18 protein-coding genes are annotated in these 18,900 nt (G+C 57.1%); 10 read left to right on the forward strand and 8 right to left on the reverse strand.

Features of this window, described 5'->3' with window-relative positions:
* Positions 1–44: 44 nt before the first annotated feature.
* The 3 genes from RAL88_RS03330 to RAL88_RS03340 all read right to left on the reverse strand — a co-directional run bounded on the left by RAL88_RS03330 (position 45) and on the right by RAL88_RS03340 (position 2,374).
* Positions 45–530 carry a glyoxalase superfamily protein gene (locus tag RAL88_RS03330; protein ID WP_306267294.1) on the reverse strand — a complete coding sequence of 162 codons (486 nt, stop codon included), beginning with the start codon at positions 528–530 and terminating at the stop codon, positions 45–47.
* A complete protein-coding gene (locus RAL88_RS03335) occupies positions 527–1,918 on the reverse strand; it encodes an MATE family efflux transporter (RefSeq protein ID WP_306267295.1) in 1,392 nt (463 codons plus the stop codon). Before RAL88_RS03335 ends, RAL88_RS03330 begins: the two co-directional genes overlap by 4 nt.
* Positions 1,919–2,167: 249 nt before the next feature.
* Positions 2,168–2,374 (reverse strand): hypothetical protein, encoded by a 207-nt coding sequence (locus RAL88_RS03340; protein ID WP_306267297.1) that lies wholly within the window; start codon positions 2,372–2,374, stop codon positions 2,168–2,170.
* 295 nt (positions 2,375–2,669) lie between these two features.
* Here RAL88_RS03340 and RAL88_RS03345 point away from each other — a divergent pair, with 295 nt between their 5' ends.
* The 10 genes from RAL88_RS03345 (at position 2,670) to RAL88_RS03390 (ending at position 12,749) form a co-directional block, all read left to right on the forward strand.
* On the forward strand, positions 2,670–2,843 hold the full coding sequence (locus RAL88_RS03345) for a DUF1127 domain-containing protein (RefSeq protein WP_306269575.1): 174 nt from the start codon (positions 2,670–2,672) through the stop codon (positions 2,841–2,843).
* A 357-nt stretch (positions 2,844–3,200) separates the two neighbouring features.
* Positions 3,201–3,755, forward strand: a complete 555-nt coding sequence (locus tag RAL88_RS03350) for a GNAT family N-acetyltransferase (RefSeq protein ID WP_306267298.1) — start codon at positions 3,201–3,203, stop codon at positions 3,753–3,755.
* A 466-nt stretch (positions 3,756–4,221) separates the two neighbouring features.
* A complete protein-coding gene (locus RAL88_RS03355; RefSeq protein WP_306267300.1) occupies positions 4,222–5,016 on the forward strand; it encodes a MarR family transcriptional regulator in 795 nt (264 codons plus the stop codon).
* Positions 5,017–5,072: 56 nt separating this feature from the next.
* Positions 5,073–6,356, forward strand: a complete 1,284-nt coding sequence (locus RAL88_RS03360) for a sugar ABC transporter substrate-binding protein (RefSeq protein WP_306267302.1) — start codon at positions 5,073–5,075, stop codon at positions 6,354–6,356.
* A 73-nt stretch (positions 6,357–6,429) separates the two neighbouring features.
* Positions 6,430–7,317, forward strand: coding sequence for a carbohydrate ABC transporter permease (locus RAL88_RS03365; protein WP_306267304.1), 888 nt, complete (start codon positions 6,430–6,432; stop codon positions 7,315–7,317).
* Positions 7,310–8,140: a carbohydrate ABC transporter permease gene (locus tag RAL88_RS03370; RefSeq protein WP_306267305.1), complete on the forward strand. Its 831-nt coding sequence runs from the start codon at positions 7,310–7,312 to the stop codon at positions 8,138–8,140. The genes RAL88_RS03365 and RAL88_RS03370 overlap by 8 nt, the downstream gene beginning before the upstream one ends.
* Before the next feature lie 7 nt (positions 8,141–8,147).
* Positions 8,148–9,593, forward strand: coding sequence for a sulfatase (locus RAL88_RS03375; protein ID WP_306267307.1), 1,446 nt, complete (start codon positions 8,148–8,150; stop codon positions 9,591–9,593).
* A 48-nt stretch (positions 9,594–9,641) separates the two neighbouring features.
* A complete protein-coding gene (locus tag RAL88_RS03380; protein WP_306267309.1) occupies positions 9,642–10,862 on the forward strand; it encodes a sulfatase in 1,221 nt (406 codons plus the stop codon).
* Between the two features lie 9 nt (positions 10,863–10,871).
* Positions 10,872–12,350 (forward strand): sulfatase, encoded by a 1,479-nt coding sequence (locus tag RAL88_RS03385; protein WP_306267311.1) that lies wholly within the window; start codon positions 10,872–10,874, stop codon positions 12,348–12,350.
* Between the two features lie 102 nt (positions 12,351–12,452).
* A complete protein-coding gene (locus RAL88_RS03390) occupies positions 12,453–12,749 on the forward strand; it encodes a hypothetical protein (RefSeq protein WP_306267313.1) in 297 nt (98 codons plus the stop codon).
* 371 nt (positions 12,750–13,120) lie between these two features.
* Here the strand turns inward: RAL88_RS03390 and RAL88_RS03395 are convergent, their stop codons facing one another.
* The 5 genes from RAL88_RS03395 to pcaC all read right to left on the reverse strand — a co-directional run bounded on the left by RAL88_RS03395 (position 13,121) and on the right by pcaC (position 18,810).
* Positions 13,121–15,400 (reverse strand): hypothetical protein, encoded by a 2,280-nt coding sequence (locus RAL88_RS03395; RefSeq protein WP_306267314.1) that lies wholly within the window; start codon positions 15,398–15,400, stop codon positions 13,121–13,123.
* 553 nt (positions 15,401–15,953) lie between these two features.
* On the reverse strand, positions 15,954–17,021 hold the full coding sequence (locus RAL88_RS03400) for a 3-carboxy-cis,cis-muconate cycloisomerase (protein ID WP_306267316.1): 1,068 nt from the start codon (positions 17,019–17,021) through the stop codon (positions 15,954–15,956).
* Between the two features lie 26 nt (positions 17,022–17,047).
* Positions 17,048–17,659 carry a protocatechuate 3,4-dioxygenase subunit alpha gene (gene pcaG, locus RAL88_RS03405; RefSeq protein ID WP_306267318.1) on the reverse strand — a complete coding sequence of 204 codons (612 nt, stop codon included), beginning with the start codon at positions 17,657–17,659 and terminating at the stop codon, positions 17,048–17,050.
* Entirely contained in the window at positions 17,659–18,399 is a 741-nt protein-coding gene (gene pcaH, locus RAL88_RS03410) for a protocatechuate 3,4-dioxygenase subunit beta (RefSeq protein WP_306267319.1), read from the reverse strand. The genes pcaG and pcaH overlap by 1 nt, the downstream gene beginning before the upstream one ends.
* Positions 18,400–18,810, reverse strand: a complete 411-nt coding sequence (gene pcaC / locus RAL88_RS03415) for a 4-carboxymuconolactone decarboxylase (RefSeq protein ID WP_306267321.1) — start codon at positions 18,808–18,810, stop codon at positions 18,400–18,402.
* Positions 18,811–18,900 lie beyond the last annotated feature (90 nt).

Raw genomic sequence — 18,900 nt, forward strand, 5'->3', positions numbered from 1 at the left:
TGCCATCGGACAATTCCCGGCAATGTCTGCTTTCGAAACGACTTTTAGCGCCCACGAATTCCATCGCATATGGACCGGCTGGAAAACACCTCGGTTACTAAACAGATGTCAATTTTCAGATGTGGCAAGCTGTCAGATGTTCTCTCGCGCGATGTTCCATTGGGACCAACGATACCCCGGATGCGCTTCCGGAAGTTTGAGAAGCTATCAAATGTCACAACGTCCACAGCTTCATCCAGATCCAGTGTCAGACAAAACCATCCGGGACGCCGCATTTCTGCGCCAACGACACTGGCCGTAAATGGTTGTGACAAATAAGAGCCCTGCACCCGTCCACCCGGTGTCCAACCGTCGGGTGGATGGTTTTTTATTGCTGCATGAAATGTGTTCCAGTCCCGAAAACTGTAGGCGTGCGCCACCAGTTCAAGTGCATTTGCATGGCCAATTTTTGTTCCATGTTCGGCAAGTTGTGTGCGCAGGCGCTTGGCGGATGCTTTGGCCTCGGCCGCAGTTGGAAGAGGTTGGCTCATGGAGTTTCCTCCGAAATCCCATGCAATACGCCCCAACGCAACGATTGGCGCTGTGCTGTGCGCGCCAGCACCGCGCCGGTCAGAATAAGCAACATCATTTCTGCGGCTGGGCCAGCGGTCCAGATGCCAATCTCTCCTATGGTGAACGTTAAAATAAAGGTCAGCGGGAGTGCGAACAAATAGGGCTTGGAAAAGCCCAAAAGAGCGGCGCGGCCTGCGTCTCCAATTGCCTGAAAATAGGTTGCGATCATCATGAGTGGGCCAGCCACGAAAAATAAAACGACAATGATAGGCAGGATGCGGGCGACCTCTGCAACGACGATAAGATCATCCACAAAAGCCTGCCCAATCTGCGCAGAAAAGACTGTCAATACAAGTTGTATGGAGGCGCAGTAAACAAAAGCCGCGCATACCGCGATCTTCAGACTGCTGTTCGACCGTTGCCACCGCCCCGCCCCAAAGTTGTTCCCGGTGATCGTCTGCATCGCTTGGGACAGGCCCAGAAGCGGTAAAAAGACAAAGGTCATAACCCGTGTGATGATGCCGTAAGCTGAAACTGTGCTTTCATAGATTGGGCTGTGGACAATTTGCAGCGCAGCCATGATCGCGGCAGACACAAGTGCTATGCCAATAAAGTTCAGGCTTTGCGGGGCCCCCAGGGCAAGCATGCGACCCCATGAATGGGTCAAGCTATGCTGAACAAGTGCTGACATGCGCAACTCGGTTGATCCTCGAATCCGAAATGCCACGATGATCGCAAAGGCGAGCACCTGCGCCATCGCCGTGCCGTATGCTGATCCAGCGACACCCATATCCAGCAGTGCAATCAGCACATAGTTGAACCCGATATTTGCCAGCGAAACCAGCAGGCTCATCACAGCCATGAAACCGACCCGTCCTTCATTTCGCAAGGTGTCTGAATTGACAGACAACAAGAACAGGAGCGGTGAAAACAACACTGTGATCCGCAGATAAACCAGCCCCATCTGCGCCAGGTCTTCTGACCCACTCGCAGCCAATGTGACGACTGTCGGACCGAAAAGCAGGAAAAGCAGGATCAGTACAGCCCCAAGTGCCAGTGCCAAACCATGTGCGCCTGCAAATACGCCACGAGCTTCGGCCAGACGATTGCCGCCGAGGTAGCGGGCCAACAGACTAGACATGCCGCTGGATACCAAAGTAGCAAGCGCAACGATCAGCATATAGATTGGAAACATAAGTGTGACCGCAGCCAGGGCATCCGGTCCAACATAGTAACCCAAAAACAAAGCATCAGCGACAGCCAGCAGCCCACTCATTTCTGTCACGAAAATGATCGGAAGCGCTGTCTTGAAATAAGTGAACCCCAAAGGTCCATCAAGAAACGTATTAGCTGGGGTGTCGGACATGGCCCCGTACTCCTCGTGCAAAGGTCGCGCAAGATTAAGAACGGGAACCCGCATTACCATCCGCGCGAAAGACGTGGAGGACTACAAAGACAGTGTCATGCAGAACTTTACCAAGACAGAATTGTCAGCGGATGGCAGGCGTCAGCGGCCTCTCATCTGGTAACCGACCGACCTGAATTCGTCAAGACGGTCCCGTTCGCCCAAAAGAATTCAAACCGAGATACCGCCATAACACTGGCAAAGGCGCAACTACGCCCGCATCGCTCCCGGTCCGGCCCAATCCGCCCGTTCTCCCATCCCCGCGATCTGCCCCGTCAAACGCAAGGCGGGTGTCTGGGCGCAAGCGGTGGATTCGCACATATTTGGCAGGATCATCCATTCCAGCGCCCAGCAGCCCATCGAAGAAGCGACAACGGCCGGTGGGCATGCGGACAATGCAGATTGCAGATTGCGCATGGCTGCCATACCAAATCGGTATCTTCACATCCAGCTCTGATCGGCCCATCTTTATTGCAGTGCGGCATTGCAGTCGCAAAAACTCTGCTGGGAGGAGCCGGCCGTCAAAAACGGCGATCGGTTCGGCGCGCGTCAGGCTGGCAAGTGCCGACGCAAAACAGGTCTACGAAACGGGAGGGACAACGGCGCCCCGCAAGGTGCGTCCACAGGCAAGGAGCGTGTCATGGCACACGAGTCAATACTTTCCGAACTTCCGCGGCAGGATGCAAGGCGATGGTCGTCGGCCGTCCAGGACATGGCCGGACGGTACCATGAATGGGCGCACCGGCGGGAGGTCTACCAGACAACTTTCCACGAATTGACGCACTGTTCAGATCGCGAACTCGCCGACATATCCATCGCTCGATGCGACATTCCGCGAATTGCCGCTGAAGCTGCACGGATGGCGTCCGGGGGACACTCGCGATGACCAAAGCACATATAAATCCGCCCCGAGGCGATGGGTTTCACCTCTTCGACGCTGCCCTCGTCGGACTGCGCGCAGTTGGCAGGACATGTCAGACGGTTCTGCAAGTAATGCAGAGCGCGAGAATGATGCAGGTCTTGAGTGGGTTTGGAGACAAACAACTCGCCGAGATCGGTATCGAACGCAGCGACATCCCAAACTATGCACAGCGATTGATGTCGAGCGGACAGGCAGGCGAGTGTGACACCTCTCCAGGGACCGGGGACATCAGCCGGACCATAATCCTGATTGCGCCAGATGCAGCCATTGGGTCTGCCCAAACAATCCCGCCATCCGCGGGCGACAAAGGAATGCCGGGGAATGCGTACCGCTGACAGTCTCCCGGATTACCGCCCTTTCAGACGATCCGGAAAGGGTGTGATCTTCACTCACACCGATGGAACCTCGGTCTTTGTTCGTGGACTGGGGCCTGCTGACATCCGTGCCTATGGCGCTCATCTGTTACGTTTGTCATCGGAAGACCGGCGTGCGCGATTTAACGCAACCCTGACAGATTCAGGGATACAAAGACACGTCGACAGGTTGGGATGGAGCGAAACGCTGCTTTTCGGCGTCTATGTGGACGGAGTATTACGCGGAGCCGCGGAGTTTATTGAGATCCGGAAAAGTCGCGATTGCGAGATCGCACTGTCCGTCGAAACGGCCTACCAGCACCATGCCATTGGCAGAATATTGATGGCGACGCTTCTGGTGTGCGGCTCGTTACTTGGACTTGAGAGGATGAAGTTGTATTTCCGTAACGACAATGTTCAGATGCGCAACCTGGCGCGTGAGTTTGGTGCCAGGATGACGCCTTCTCCAGATTTCGTCGAAGCGGAAATCACCACCTCCCGAACCGAGATTGTCACAGCATGACCGGTTCGCTTCTGCAGAAGGTCGCCGCACCCGGCCCCTTCTGAGCAGATTTGTCTGACAGGTCCCATCCCGCTATCCGACTTAATATCCAGGTGCCTGGCAATATCCCGATCTCTTCTGGTGCACGCGCACCGAAATAAGCGCGACGGATTCAGGTCTCTTTCGTTCCCCCTTTTTTACGTCTTTGGAACAAGGTTACGTAAAGCCCAGATCCGTCGACTTCACAATGTGTTACCGGCCTGCCTCGCGAACTGATGCAGGGGAAAAGCGAACGTCCCCGGACACTGTTTCGGCAGCTATTTTAGTGCGGCAATTTCAGCGCCGCTCAGCCCTGCTCAAGGCCGATATGTCGGCTCACTGCCACAGGGAGATCATCAAATAATTGACAATAAATTCCAATTGTGATAAACAATATTCCATATATGGAGGATTGAAGAAATTGACGTCCGTCCCGACTGAGAGAACTTTGCAGGTACTCGAATACCTGATGGCGGCTGGATCGCGCCCGGTCAAGCAAGTCGAGATTGCGCGCGATTGCGGGATCGCGCCGGCCACTTTGAACCGCATCGTTCAAGCACTGTCGGAGCGCGGTTATGTGTTCCGCACCAGCGAGAAATACTGTGTCCCCAATTTTCGGCTGGAGCGGACGGTTCCCATGTCCGAGCAGTATCGTGAGTTTCTCGAGCGGGAAATCACTTCTCTGGCCCACGACCTCGGCGTGTCTGCCGAAGGCGTAGTGGTTGCCGGGAACGAATTGCTTTGGCTGTCCTGTAAACCTCACCCGAATCCGGATGTCCAGATCCGCGCGAAGGTAGGATTTCGCCGGGGTCTTTACGAACTTGATGCGCTTTCGCAGCTTTATCTCGCTCAGGTTCCGGAAAACGAACTGGTCGATCGCTTTTTCCTCGAAGGGTTCTATACAACCGAGTTCGATGGCGTTCGCCGCATGCGGATGTTGAGCGAGGCGGACGCGCGCGCGTTGATCAAGAGCGCCGCTGGCATCGAGGTCGCGGCTGATGACGCGCCCAATCACCAGGGTATCCGACGCTTTGCCACAGCAGTCACGCGCCCGGATGGCGAATTCCTGCACTTGATCTCAATCGCCGACAAGGTCTGCCCCGACGGTGACCAAGCGAGGTTGGCCGAACGGTATCGCGAGCGCCTTTCAGAGACGAGAGAGCGGCTTTGCGCCAGGATTTCCGCAGAATTTGACCCGCAGGCGCAAAAATACGTCAGTCTGGCTCAATCCTCAGCAATGTAGGACCGGCACTGACAACGGATCACAGAGAACCAAAACAACCCAGGGAGGAGACTACAATGAAACTGACAAGAAGAAGCACACTACAGGGGCTGGCCGCAACCGCGGCGGCGCTGGCTGCACCGACGCAATTGCGCGCCCAAACCACCGAAATCAATGTCATGTTGTTCGGGCATCCTTACACCAACGGCCTGAAGAATATTGCAGGCGATTTCGAGGCTGAAACCGGCATCCGCGCAAATGTCGACGTCGTCGGTCAGGATGTCTTCGAAAGCCGGATCAATCTTTCGTTTACCGGAGGAAGCAGCGACATCGATGTTGTCCACACACCTGCGATCCAGATGCAGAAATGGATTGCCGCCGGCTGGCTGGCACCGATGACGGATTACCTGCCCGAAATGGCCGGAAAGGATGATATCCTTGCCGGTCCGCTGGATACATACCTGTTCAAGGGCGATTACTGGGGCATGCCGTTCAGCGCCGGCACGGGCATGTTGACCTATCGCAAGGATCTGCTGGAGGCGGCCGGAAAATCCGTGCCCGATACCTGGGAGCAAATGCTCGATGTCGCGGCGGCTGTTCATTCCGACGACGTGGCCGCCATCGCTCTGCGTGCGGCGCCCGGCCAGGGCTTCAACATGTTCATTTTCCCGATGATCATGCGGGCCTATGGCGGCAAGTTCTTTGCGGACTATACCAATCAGGACCTGACCCCTGCGATCAATTCGCCCGAGACGCTGGAAGCTCTGAAAATCTATATCAAGCTTCTCAACGACTACGGGCCGGAGGGTGCCGGAACATTCAACTTTCCGGAAATCATCGCGGGCATGCAAAACGGCAAGATTGCCATGACCGTAGAGGGTACCGGCGTCGTCAGTCAGCTCATTGATCCGGCGAAAAGCAAATTCGCCGAGAATATGGGCATTGCTCTGCCGCCCGGGGGGCCTGCAGGCCGCTCACCCGCGATAGCGGTGCACGGGCTGGGCATACCCTCAAGTTCGAGCAACGCCGACGCAGCAGCCCGGTTCATCAGCTGGGCGACCAGCACCGAGACCGTGCGCAAGATCACTCTGAACGAACCGTTTGTGGATTTCGTCAACGGCTCGCTGGCCGACGATGCCGATGTTGCAGGGAAATACGGAGCATTTCAGCCCGACCTGCTGAAAGTTCGCGTCGAGGCGCTGAACCTGGCCATCGGGCATTACCGTCCGCTTTTGCCGAACTGGGTCGAAATTGGATCGGCGGTGGGCGAAAACATCAATGGCGCGCTCAACGGGCTGATGTCGCCTGAGGAGGCACTGCAGATGGCGCAGGACGAGATGAACACCATCATGGGGCTTTAAGCCCGGTTTCATTTGTCTCTATGGGGGGCGGCACTAGCGGCCGCCCCTGATCCCACAACCGGGAAATGGCGTCATGGCAAATTTACACAAAGCAACAGCCGATTTGGAGAATGGCTATGTGCGAATGCTGCTGCCCGCACTTTTAGCGGTCGCGGCATTCGCCATTGTTCCTCTGGTCGGCATGTTCGGCCTGTCCCTGACAGATTACAATCTGATCAACGGCTGGAGCGGCAACTTCGGGATCGACAACTTCCTGCGCCTTTGGGACGACCGGCGCTTTGTGAATTCCGTCTATGTCCTCGCCGCGCTCAGTGGCTTCGGTGTTGCTTTCCAGGTCTTGCTTGGAACTGCCATTGCCGTCGGCCTGCAAAAGATCGTATCGAACTGGAAACTGGCACGAGGGTTGTTCCTCATCCCCTACGCAGTTCCGCACATCGCCGTCGCGCTGGTCTGGCTGTCCCTGTTCACGCCGACGCTATCCCCGATCAACGCCTTTTTCGACATCTTCGGGATGACCGTTCCGGCAATGCTGACAACCCAAAACGGGGCAATCGCCGCCATAGTCATTGCCGACACATGGGCAACCTACCCCTTTGTCATGTTGCTGATCCTGGCGGCATTGAACGGAATTTCGGACGATCTGGACGAGGCAGCAGCGCTGGACGGTGCCTCGCGCATCCAGACCTTCTTTTATATCACCCTGCCGTTGCTGATGCCTGCGCTGTTGATGGTCACATTGTTCCGCTTCATTGATTCGCTCAAACACTTTCCGCTGATTTTCGTGATGACCAAAGGCGGGCCGGGCCGGTCGACCCAGGTGACGAACTTCTATGCCTATGTGCAGACATTCCAGAATTCCAACGTGGCTTATGGAGCCACGATTGCAGTATTCCTGTTCGTATTTGCCGCCATCGTCAGCTTCTACGTGGCCCGCATGAACACAAGGCTAACCGATGCGTGATCCCAGCGTTGCATTTCGCCTCAAGAAGTCGTTTGGCATCCTGATGATGCTGACCTTTCTGGCGTTCGCCCTTGTTCCGGTACTTTGGGTGCTGATCCTTTCGCTACGGCCGGCCACTGCCCTGTTCGAGCCGATCTGGGACTCGCCGACGGAGCTTACGTTCTCCAACTTCGGGTCGATCTTCCGCTCGGACTTCCCGCGGGCCTTTCTGAACAGTCTCATCGCCGCGGGCGCTTCGACCGCCCTTTCGATGCTGGTCGGAATTCCTGCCGGATTTTCATTGGCCAAGAGCCGCATGCAGGGAAAGTTCGGTGCCTCCTGGATGCTTCTGCTACTGAGGATGGCACCGCCGGTCGGCTTCGTCATCCCCATGTTCCTGGTCTATGTAAACACGGGCCTGATCGACACCTATACCGGTCTGACCATCGCTTACATGACGCTGACGATGCCACTGGTGGTCTGGTCAATGTGGACGACCTTTTCCCAGATCCCGGACGAATTGATCGAAAGCGCGCTGATGGATGGGGCATCGCTTGGCAAGGCGCTGTTTTTCGTGGCCCTGCCCGCGGCCCGGCCCGGCGCGGTAGCGGCTGCAATTCTGAGCTTTCTGATTGCCTGGAATGACTTCTTCTACGCACTTGTCATTACCCGGCGCGATACGGTGACGGCACCTGTGTCGATCATGAATTTCATTTCATTCGACAGCGTCGACTGGGGTTCCATCGCCGTAGCGTCAATCTGCGTCACATTGCCGACGATCCCCGTGATGATTGTAGCCAACCGTTACATCGTGCACTCTCTGAGTGGTGCCGTTAAAGGATAGTCCGAACATGAGTGATCGCCCGAACATCGTCTTCATTCTGACCGATCAACAGCGCTACGATTCAATCCGCGCTCTTGGCTTTCCGCATGTCGATACGCCCAATCTGGACCGGTTGGTCAATGAAGGCACGAGTTTTGATCGTACATATGTCACCGCACCATCATGCAGCCCATCGCGCGCATCCCTGTTCTCGGGAACGTATCCGCACACCAATGGCGTCTTTCGCAACGACGAGGCCTGGAATTACTGTTGGGTGCAGTCCCTGAACTCGACCGGTTATCACTGCGTCAATGTCGGCAAAATGCATACCTGGCCGGTTGAGGGCGCTTTCGGGTTTCACGAACGCCATGTCACCGAAAACAAGGATCGGGCGCATCCCAACCTGCCATTCTATCTGGACAACTGGGACAAGGCGATCTGGTCGCAAGGCTATGAAAAACCCAGCCGGCAAACCTACAGACATCTCCCGGATTACTCAGAACGCCTTGGATCCTTTATCTGGGAGTTGCCCAAGAACCTGCACCCTGATGTTTTTGTACCGCAGACGGCCTGCATGTGGTTGGACCGCTATACAGGCGAAGAGCCGTTCTTCCTGCAAGTCGGAATACCCGGTCCTCATCCCCCGTATGACCCGTTGCAATCCTATCTTGATCGCTACGAAGACCGGGAACTGCCGATGCCGATCCGCGACTACGATCTGGACAGCCAGCCAAAGCCGATCAGGGAACTCCGCCGCAACCACCTTGACAATGACCATGATGCGGTGGTCCATCTTGAAAATCCGACAGACGAGCAGATGCGGCGCCAGAGGGCGCATTATTATGCAAACGTCACTATGATCGATGAGCAGGTCGGACAGATTGTCGAAGCGCTGGAGCGGCGCGGCGTTCTGGAAAACACGATTATCATCTTTTCATCGGACCACGGCGATTGTCTGAACGATCACGGCCATTCCCAGAAGTGGAACATGTATGAGCAATCGGTGCATGTGCCTGCCATTCTCTGGGGTCCAGGCATTCCGGCCGGGCGCAGAATCAGCGATCTTGTGTCGCTGATGGATCTCGGACCGACAATCCTCGAGTTAGGCGGTGTCGAACCTCCCAGCTGGATGGAAGCGCAATCCTTGTGCCCCTATTTCCGGGACACGCCGCCACCACGGCGTGACTGTGTATTTGCAGAGCATGCGAGCGACGCCATCCTGACCGGCACCGCCTTTATTTCCATGGTCCTCGTCGGAGATTGGAAGTTGGTCCATTTTATCGACAGCGACGAAGGACAGCTCTTCGATCTTTCGAGCGACCCCGGTGAGCGGCGCAATCGATGGGACGACCCTGAATGCGTGGACAAGAAAAACCAACTTGTGGGACGATTACTGACCTGGCGGATTGAAAGCGATATCAAGACGCAAACCTTTCGCAACGCGCTTTCAGGCACCGAAAGCAGGCGCGCCTGATCGGCCAGGAACTGAACCGCTTCCGACAGATGATTTCAAGGGGCCGAGATGCCGACGATTAACCGTCCGAACCTGTTGCTGATCGTCTGTCGCGGACTGAACGCGCAGGACCTGACAGAGTTCGGGGCGGTAACCCCTGCGCTGTCGGCCCTTGCTGCAACGGGCCGCAGCTTCGACTGCGATTTACCCGATCCGCGCTCTGGCCCGGTCCGTGCGACGCTGATGACGGGGCGCTGGCCCCAATCCCACGGACTTTGGGCGGATGGGGCAGTCTTGCCGTTGCGCGAAGAACTGGTTTCCCAGGTTCTGGCCAATGCGGGATATGATTGCGGTCTGGTCGGTTCAAGCCATCTTGCCCCGGTCGCCGGGTGGCGTACCGAAGCACGACGCGATGCGGACGGCTTCCGGGTCTGGAACTGGGCGCACGGTCCGGCGCATCGTGCCCGGCAGAACGCCTATATCGCGTCGTTGAAATCCCGTGACCCCGATACCCATGACCGCCTTTTCCCGACCCAGGGCAACCCTGATGAGCAACAACCCGATCCGTCTCTGGTCGCCGCATTGGCGGCCCTTCCCGAAGGTTCTGGCTTCAACAATTGGGTTTCGGACAGTTCAATCGACTTCATCGATACGCAGCGCCCGGCGGGTCAGCCCTGGTTGCTGGTCGCTGGATTTCAAATCGTTGGAAATCGCAACGCGGACGCTCTGGCAAAGCTGGACACAGGCGTAGGGCACCTAGTGTCCGCGCTCGAAGATCGCCAATTGAGCGGCGACACGTTGATCGTTCTGACCGCGGATACTGCGAGCGCTGGCGGCCGAACCTCTTCCGATCTTCAGGTGCCCCTCATCCTGAATTGGCCGGGTCGTTTGCCCGATGGCCCCGCGACCAATGCCAGCCCGGTTGATATCGCCCCTAGCTTTTGCGCCGCGGCCGGTCTTCCACCGCGCCCCCGCCATCAAGGGCGCTCGCTTCTGGACGATCACGTTGCGAGCGGCCACGAAAGCATCACGACCTTCCGCGAAGGTACCCGTGCGCGCCTGACACGCGGAACAACGGCAATCACCCTGGGCAAATACCGGCTGGTCCTCGGCCATGGCGATGCGGCCGGCGAAACCGCCCTGTACGATCTGGAACAGGACCCGGACGAGCGCGATAACATTGCAGCCGACCCGGCGCATTGCGACCTGATCGAGGCCATGACCGACCGCCTGCTTGCCGCGCTTTGTGCCCGCGAAGATCGCAGTCAGCCGCGTCTTGGCGGCTTTTGAGGTAATCTGATGTCCGACCGTCCGAATATTCTGTTTCTCTGTACAGATCAGCAACGCTGGAACAGCCTGACATGCTACGGCGCTATTGGTGCCAGCACGCCAAACCTTGACAGGCTGGCGGCGCAAGGTGCGCGGTTTGAAAACTGTTATGTGCAGAATCCGATTTGCGGACCCTCGCGCGCATCGCTCTTCACCGGAATGTATGTCCGAAATCACGGCGAATGGGCCAATGGCGTTGCGCTGCCCCAGGACCGCAAGATGTTCACCCGCGTTCTGGCCGACACTGGATATGATTGCGGAATGGTGGGCAAACAGCACCTCGCGCCCTGCGACAGCTGGCAGACCGAACCCCGGCGCGATGACGGTTATCGTGTCTGGGAATGGTCGCACGGCAAGAACCACCGGTCCGTTCAGAACGCCTATCACACCTGGTTGCGGCAACAATATCCGCAGGTATTCGCGCAAACATTTCCCGACAAAGGGGCAAACGAGAACACCCATATAGCGAACATGTCGCGCACCGGCACCCCGATCGACGAGGTGCCTCCAGAGTGCCATTACACCCATTGGATCGCGGAACGCTCAATCGATTTCATCACCACGCCCCGTAAGGCAGACGAACCCTTTTGCCTGGTCGCAAATTTCTTTGACCCGCATCATCCATTTGGCGTGCCACAGGCCTATCGAGACAGGATCGACGCCGCGAAAATTCCGCCGCCGCAAATCGCGCCGAGCGAATTTGAGTCCAAACCGGCCCCGCACCGTACCTATTCGCAGACCTCCTATGGCGGTGAGGCACCGGGTTTTCAGGATTACACAGCCGAAGAGATCGCCGAGATCCGGGCTGTGTATTACGCCATGATCACTTTCATCGATGACGAGGTCGGGCGCATTCTGGACGCGCTTGAAGCCAGCGGACAGGCAGACAATACCCTCGTTATCTTCACCTCGGATCACGGCGAGATTCTGGGCGATCACGCGCAGCTGATGAAGGGGCCGATGATGTATGATGCGGCCATCCGGGTTCCCCTGTTGATGCGTTGGCCGGATCGCATCGCCCCGGGCCAAGTGATTGGCGATCTGGTGCAATGGATAGACCTGTCGGCGACATGTCTTGATGTCGCCGGCGCACGTCCAATGGATCAGCAGCAGGGCGCCTCGCTGATGCCGCTGGCCCTGGGCCAGGCCATCGACTGGCGGGATTGGGCATTGTGCGAATACAGGGACTCAGGCATTGCCGAGGCCCCTGCGATTCACACCACCATGTTCCGAACAGAAGACTGGAAGCTCGTTCTCTGGCATGGCGAACCAGCGACATCCCGGCCCGGCGAGGGTGAGCTTTATAACCTTGCTGCCGATCCGCATGAGCTTGAGAATCTGTATGACCTGCCCGAACACCGCGCAAAACGGCGCGCCATGAAGCGGTATTTGATCGACGTGCTGGCCGAAACCGACCCGCGAAGCGCACAACGACACCACAAGGCATAACGCGCGCTTCTCGTGGCGGACAAACCCGAACTGCACTGTGCCAATAGAACACCAGATCAGGTTTTGTGAACTCCCACAAGCTCTGCAGGCGATGCGCCTACAGTGAAATTGCCATGTGAGTGCTGGTCCACATCCTCAGGCGACAGCATTCACGCCGAAGTCGTGGTCGTCGAACCCACCGGCTCGCAGACCGAGCTGGCATTGCACAAAAGCAAACACGAGTTGGCCGCAACCTTCCGGAAGCGGCTCAATGTCCGGCCCGGCGAAACCGTCCACCTGAAACCCGGCACCGAGCATCTGTTCGATCAGACCACCGACTTGCGGATTCTGGCAGACGTTGAATGGCGCGCAAATTTTCACGAGGATTGCCTTGCAGACACTGATCGAGCCCCGGTTTGAATTTACGTCGCAGAGCATTATACGGACATTCATAGGAGAGGTTTGAGCGACAGCTTTGTGGCAACATTCGGCAACGGCCTGTGTGCACGAGTTTCCGCTTTGCGGACTTTTCAGACCTTCATTTGATCACCGTTCTTAGCCGGTTTGGGCGGGAGCGGACTTTCTCTGGGGCGGACACAAAGGACAGGATTCGGCATAAAGCGGGCTGTACCAAGATCGGCGGGTAGCCCGTTGCCATCATTCAATTTACGAAAGCCGCTCTCCCGAACCGACCATTCGTGCTTTTCGCAGCAATAATCCCCAAAATTGTCTGCAAAGCGGGCAAAGTGGGGCAGCCTTTACTGGTATACGCAGTCACACTCAGCACTATTTCAGATCAAGGTTTGCGTTGCGGCTTTGCCTTTAGTCTCGGGCGAGATCAGGTCTGCGATTTCTTCAAGAAGTGGCTGCAATTTGCCGTGGTCGGACTGCGTCATGCCATGTTCGATCACCGACGACCAATGGCCGTTGCGGTACAGCGAGGCGGCCCGCCCACGAATCTCCAAGGCCGCATGGTCACGAAGCTCTTTGTCTGGCAGGCCTCCTGCAGTCATGCGAGAGTTGATTTCTTCCTTTAGCCGGGTCACCGCAGCGGCATCTTCGGCGAAAAGGACGAGCGTCGCGAGCCCATAGACTGACGGTTTTAGAATCGCCCAGCCGGTCTGGTATCGGCCCGCCTTGAAGGTCCAAGACAGCAGTATATCGCCTATGTCGTCGGCAAGTTCCGGACAATCACGCCTGCGCGCATCTAACGCAGCTTCGAATAGCGTTTCGGTCATCCTGAAATTCTCAACAAATCGAATGGTTTCTTCGTCGTCAGGCACACACGACAGAACCGCGATTAGCCGGGCAGCGTGTTTGCGCAGTTCCTGCTGTCTATGGGGGTCACAAGCGGCGGCGTTCGACACAGCGATCAGCATCGTGGTAACCGCCGTGATCCAGTTCATAATATCGAACGTAAATTGCGATCGTTTTTTTATGGCGAGAAGGAGAAGGTTCTTCTCGGTCTCATACATCCCGTCCGCCCACTCCTCGAAATTGCCGATAACCTGTTTGGCATTCACATCGTCCGCCGAGGCATCCGCGACCGCGTTGAAGAGTTGGCAGAGCCGCACCGTGAGCCCTTGCGCGCTTGTGGCTGAGTAATAGGGTCCAAGATAGGTGCTGTGGACGCTCATCAACGGCGTATCCGGCAGAGCCATGAACAGCTCGGCAATCAGCTTTATGCTCCTGCGAATTCCCTGCGCCGCAAATTGGACATCCCGAGACTCTGTCCGCAATAGGTTGAAGCTGAGGCGCGCGAGCTGTTCAACCCCGGTGAACGTAACAAGCCGGTAGTCTTCGCGCGCAGCCCCTGCGCATGAGATCATGCCGATCTTTTGCACCAGGGTCGTGATGCCCTGCGGGCCTTCCGCTGCGAGAAACATGTCGGCGCATCGCCCCATTAGCCGCAATCCCTCCATCAGAACGTCGGGCATATTGTGCGGCACGATCCGCTCAACTTCGCCCGTCAGGTATCCGGCCGCCCGATGCGCGTGAGTCTTGGAAGCAAAGGGGCTCGCGTAATCAATTGCCAGATACACTTGCACGAGCTTAGCCATGGCCCGCAGCGTTTGTTCGATCTGTGGTTCATCGCCCCGCGCGACTCCTATACGCGCCGTCTGCCGCATATGCTCAAGTGTGTCGTTGATGAACCCGTCCGAGGTGAGCGGATTATCAAGCATGAGTTGTTCGGCGAAGAAGGTCTTTCCCTTCGTTTCGATATAGGTGGCGTTGATCGCTATGATCGCGTTCATCGCCACAGCGCTGACCTCATGGTCGCCTTCCTCCGCGTAGCGGCGCGCGAACGACACCGCATAGCGCACGCCCTGCTGCGCGCCTTCCGTCCAGCCTGGATTGATCTGAAAATATGCCGTGCGCGTCGTGTCTTGTTGGGGCGAGCGGGGGGCGGACTTCGGCTGTGGCTGTCCTATACTGTGCGATAATAGTGGTGCCGCCCGTTTTGCTCGCCTCTCCCATGCTCGAAGCTCGCGCTGCGTCCGCCGAACGACCATGCCGAGTTGTCGTAGCGGGTTCACCAGAATCAACGCACGGCGGTAGCCGTAAAGAAACAATCCAAGGATGATTGCGGTACCCCAGAAAGCCATGAGCACGATTACGCCCACGCGCTGGGTCCCTGGCACAAGAGATAGCCCGGCGATTGCTACCGCGAAAACGAATGTCGCCGCGAACGCGCAGAGAAGGCGTCTGTCGGCACTTAGCCTGTGAAACATGCCGTGGGGCATTCGCTCGATATTGACCTGCATTGCAAACAACACGAGCGACGACACGATTGCTGCTGCCCCAATTAACGCTCCGCCAAGGGTCAGGAAAAGGGATCGTAGCAATGCGAGCTGTGCTTCGGTCGCGAAGATCGGTTCCAGCAATTCTTGAAGTTCCGGAACATAGAATGCACTTAAAGCGATCAACGACAGCAGCATGATCGCCGCCGCTATCGGACCATGCCGTTGTTGCCAGACTATATATCTGTAACGGGCGAGATACAGCCACTCCCAAAGCAAGGCTTTGCGCCGGGCTAATCCCGTTAACACGCGTCCAGCGCTCCTGTTCATGCGTCTCCGCAACAATCGAACGCGGACTTGTAACCTCTTATTAATCTGCGTCGCTATTTTCTTCAATCACTCAAATCCTGTCATTCTTTGTAAGACTGAGAGAATTCTTCCTATAAGTGCATTTCACTCTGATACTCGCTATCATGAGACAACCTCGCCTGAATAGAGGTTGTTGGCAAGATGATGCACTGCCTCGGTAATACAGCGCGAGACCCGCCACGGGATTGTTGCTCCACCGTTGATTAGGGTCCGGGCTACCGAGAGGACGAAAATGTTCCAATAAGAATGAACAGCCAGTTCGGGAAATCCGCAATGAGGCGCACGGGCCTGGGCGAACGTCGGCAATGAGTCGGAAGTGCCAATTCGATTGGATAGCGCGAACGTCACAAGCGAGCACAAAGCAGCCATTAGCGCAGAGTTTCTTTCGCCAGCTTCCGGCCAGCACCTGACCGGCTTCAATCAAGCGCCCAAAATCGCTTGGTACGCCAAACGTAAATTCAAACTGAGACGCCGCCAATACACCGGTAGCATTGCAGAACGCGATCCGCATCGCTCATAATCCGGCCTGATCTGCCCGTTTCCCCATCCCCGAGACCTGCCCCGTCAAGCGCAATGCGGTGGTCAGGGCGCAGGCGGTGGCTTCGCACATCTGCGGCAGGATCATCCATTCCAGCGCCCATGCGCTGCCGGAGCGTTCCTGTTCGTGGATCAGGGCGTGATGCATGGCGGAGAGCTGCACTGCATTGTAGCGCGCCAGTGTCACCAGCGTTTCCGCCGCTATGGGGTTGTGTTTGTGCGGCATCGCTGACGAACCGCCGCCGCCGCTGAGTGTAATCTCTTCAATGCCCTGCTGCGCCATCAGGCAGACATCCTGTCCCATCTTGCCCAATGACCCGGTGACCAGAGACAGCCAGTTGGCGTAATTGGCCAGATTGTCGCGTTCCGTGTGCCACGCTGCCGGGGGATTGTGCAGCCCCAGCGCCTCGGCCATCTGTCCGGCGATGGCGTCCGCCTTGTCACCATAGGCATGGCGCCTGCCGACCGCACCGCCAAGCTGAAGAACACTGACCGCCGGTCCCACTATCTGCAACCGCTCCAGATGCCGCTGCAACGGTGCAAGCCACGCCTTGATGCGCTGCGAAACATTGATTGGCAGGGCCGCCTGCATGCGGGTGCGGCCCATCAGAGTGTTGCCGCCGAAGGAGTGATTCAGAATCTGCAGATTTTCCTGCAAACTGCTGATCTTACTCCTGAACTCCGCGTTTATTTCGGTCAGTGCCAACGCCAGCGCGGTGTCGATCAGATCCTGACTGGTTGCACCCAGATGGACATTGTCTGCATGAGGTGTGCCGATATGGGCTTTTAGCTGGCGGATATAGGCCGGAACCGGCAGGCCGTCTGTCATGGTGTCGAGCCGGAGACGCTCTGTGTCCGGCACAAATGAGCGGCAGCCTGCAATGATTGCGGCTGCGGTATCGGATGTCAGCAGGCAGTTGCCGGCAAGGGCGTCGGTCAAGGCGATCTCGAAGTCGCGAAAATGGCTGAGTGTTGCAGCGCTGGAAAACGCCGCCGAAACCGCGTCATCTCCAAGCAGCGCTCCGAGCAATTTGTCTTCAAACACGGATGCCAACCGGCGCTTGTAGCGATCTAGACATCAAAAAACACTGTTTCATCCGGGCCCTGCAGGTGGATATCAAACAAAAACGCATCGCCCTCACGGTGTGCCAAAAGGGTGTTTCGACGCGCCGGGTCGGGAATGCTTGCGAGCACCGGATCGGCTGCATTGGCTTCGCTCTCATCATCGAAATAAAGCCGTGTCGAGAGACCCAGGTTAATGCCGCGAGCCACGATCCAGAGCGAAATATGCGGCGCCTGCATGCGACCGTCAGCAAAAGGCACCGGCCCCGGCCTGATCGTGTCGAAGCTGAAGCGGCCTGTTGCCAGATCGACCGGCTGGCGGCCCCAGCCGGTAAATTCCGGATCGGCTTTGCCGCGCGGCTCGGACGGGCTGTTGTAAAGACCATCGGCGTCCGCCTGCCAGATTTCAATCAAAGCGTCGGTCAATGGCTTACCTGCCCCGTCAAACACACAGCCGTTGACGCAAATGCGCTCGCCCTTTGTCCTTTCATTGAGCATCCGTCGGCCGGCATCCTGCGGATAAACACCGGAAATACCAACGAAATTCGGCGTACAGCCGATATGAACATAAGGCCCGGCGGTCTGTGACGGGCTTTCCTTCAATGCAGGTGAGTCTGCCATCAATTGCCCTCCATCCGGTTTTCAAACAGGGTTGAATCGCGGCCGCGCAAAATCACATCAAGGCGGTAGGCGCGGATATCCATCGGCACCGTATGCGCCATATCCAGCCGCGCGGTCAGCTGATCAATCGCTTTCGGGTCGTTGATCGAGTTGACGATCGGGCACAGGGCGATATGCGGATCGCCCTCAAAATAGATCTGGGTAATCAGGCGCTGGGCAAAACCGCTGCCAAACACCGAGTAATGAATATGCGCGGGTCGCCAGTCATTGCCGCCATTCGGCCAGGGATAGGGACCGGGCTTGATGGTTCTGAAACTGTAATGGCCCTTGTCATCGGAAATAACCCGCCCGCAACCGCCAAAATTCGGGTCGAGCGGTGCCAGATAGCCGTCATTCCTGTGGCGGTAGCGCCCGCCTGCATTGGCCTGCCAGACCTCCAGCAGAGCTCCGGCGACACCTCTGCCGTTTTCATCCAGTATGCGGCCATGGACGATGATGCGCTCGCCAATCGGACCTTCATCCGCTCTGGCGAAATTGCGGATCAGATCATGGTCCAGCGGGCCGATATCGTCATCGCCGAACACCGGCCCGGTGGTTTCCGAAAGGGATTGGGCAAGCATCAGCAGTTTCTGCCTTGGTGCGCGCAGAATGCTGCTTTTATAGCCCGGCGTCAGGGCCTTTGGATGCCAGTCGCGGTCGCGCTTGGCAAATGGTACGGGTTGTTCCTGACCGTTTGACATTTATTTGTCCTTACCTGATCCGGAACCATTATCGGCAGCGTCCATACTGGCAAATGTCTGTTTGGCGATTTTGATGGCGCGGTTGGCCGCCGGCACACCGGCATAGATTGCTACATGCAGCAGAGCTTCGCAAACATCCTCGCGGCTTGCCCCGGTATTGGCCGTTGCCCGTACATGCATCGCCACTTCCTCATCATGCCCAAGCGCTGCCAGCAGGGCGATGGTCACCACTGAGCGCTCTCTGGTGCTCCACTGCGGCCGCGACCAGACATGGCCCCAGGCAGCTTCGGTAATCAGATCCTGAAACGGCGCATCGAACGCGGTCTTGCCAGCCTCGGCGCGCGCGACATGAGCATCGCCCAGCACCGCTCTGCGGGTTTTCATACCGGTTTCGTAACGAGATGATGCCATTTTGCGTCCTCAATATACCTGTCGGCGGTTCAATGTTTACCTGGTCGAATCTTACATATTAAAATCATCATGAAAAATGCTTTTTGTAAT

Source organism: Pararhizobium sp. IMCC3301, from assembly GCF_030758315.1.
In the GTDB taxonomy this organism is placed as follows: Bacteria; Pseudomonadota; Alphaproteobacteria; order Rhizobiales.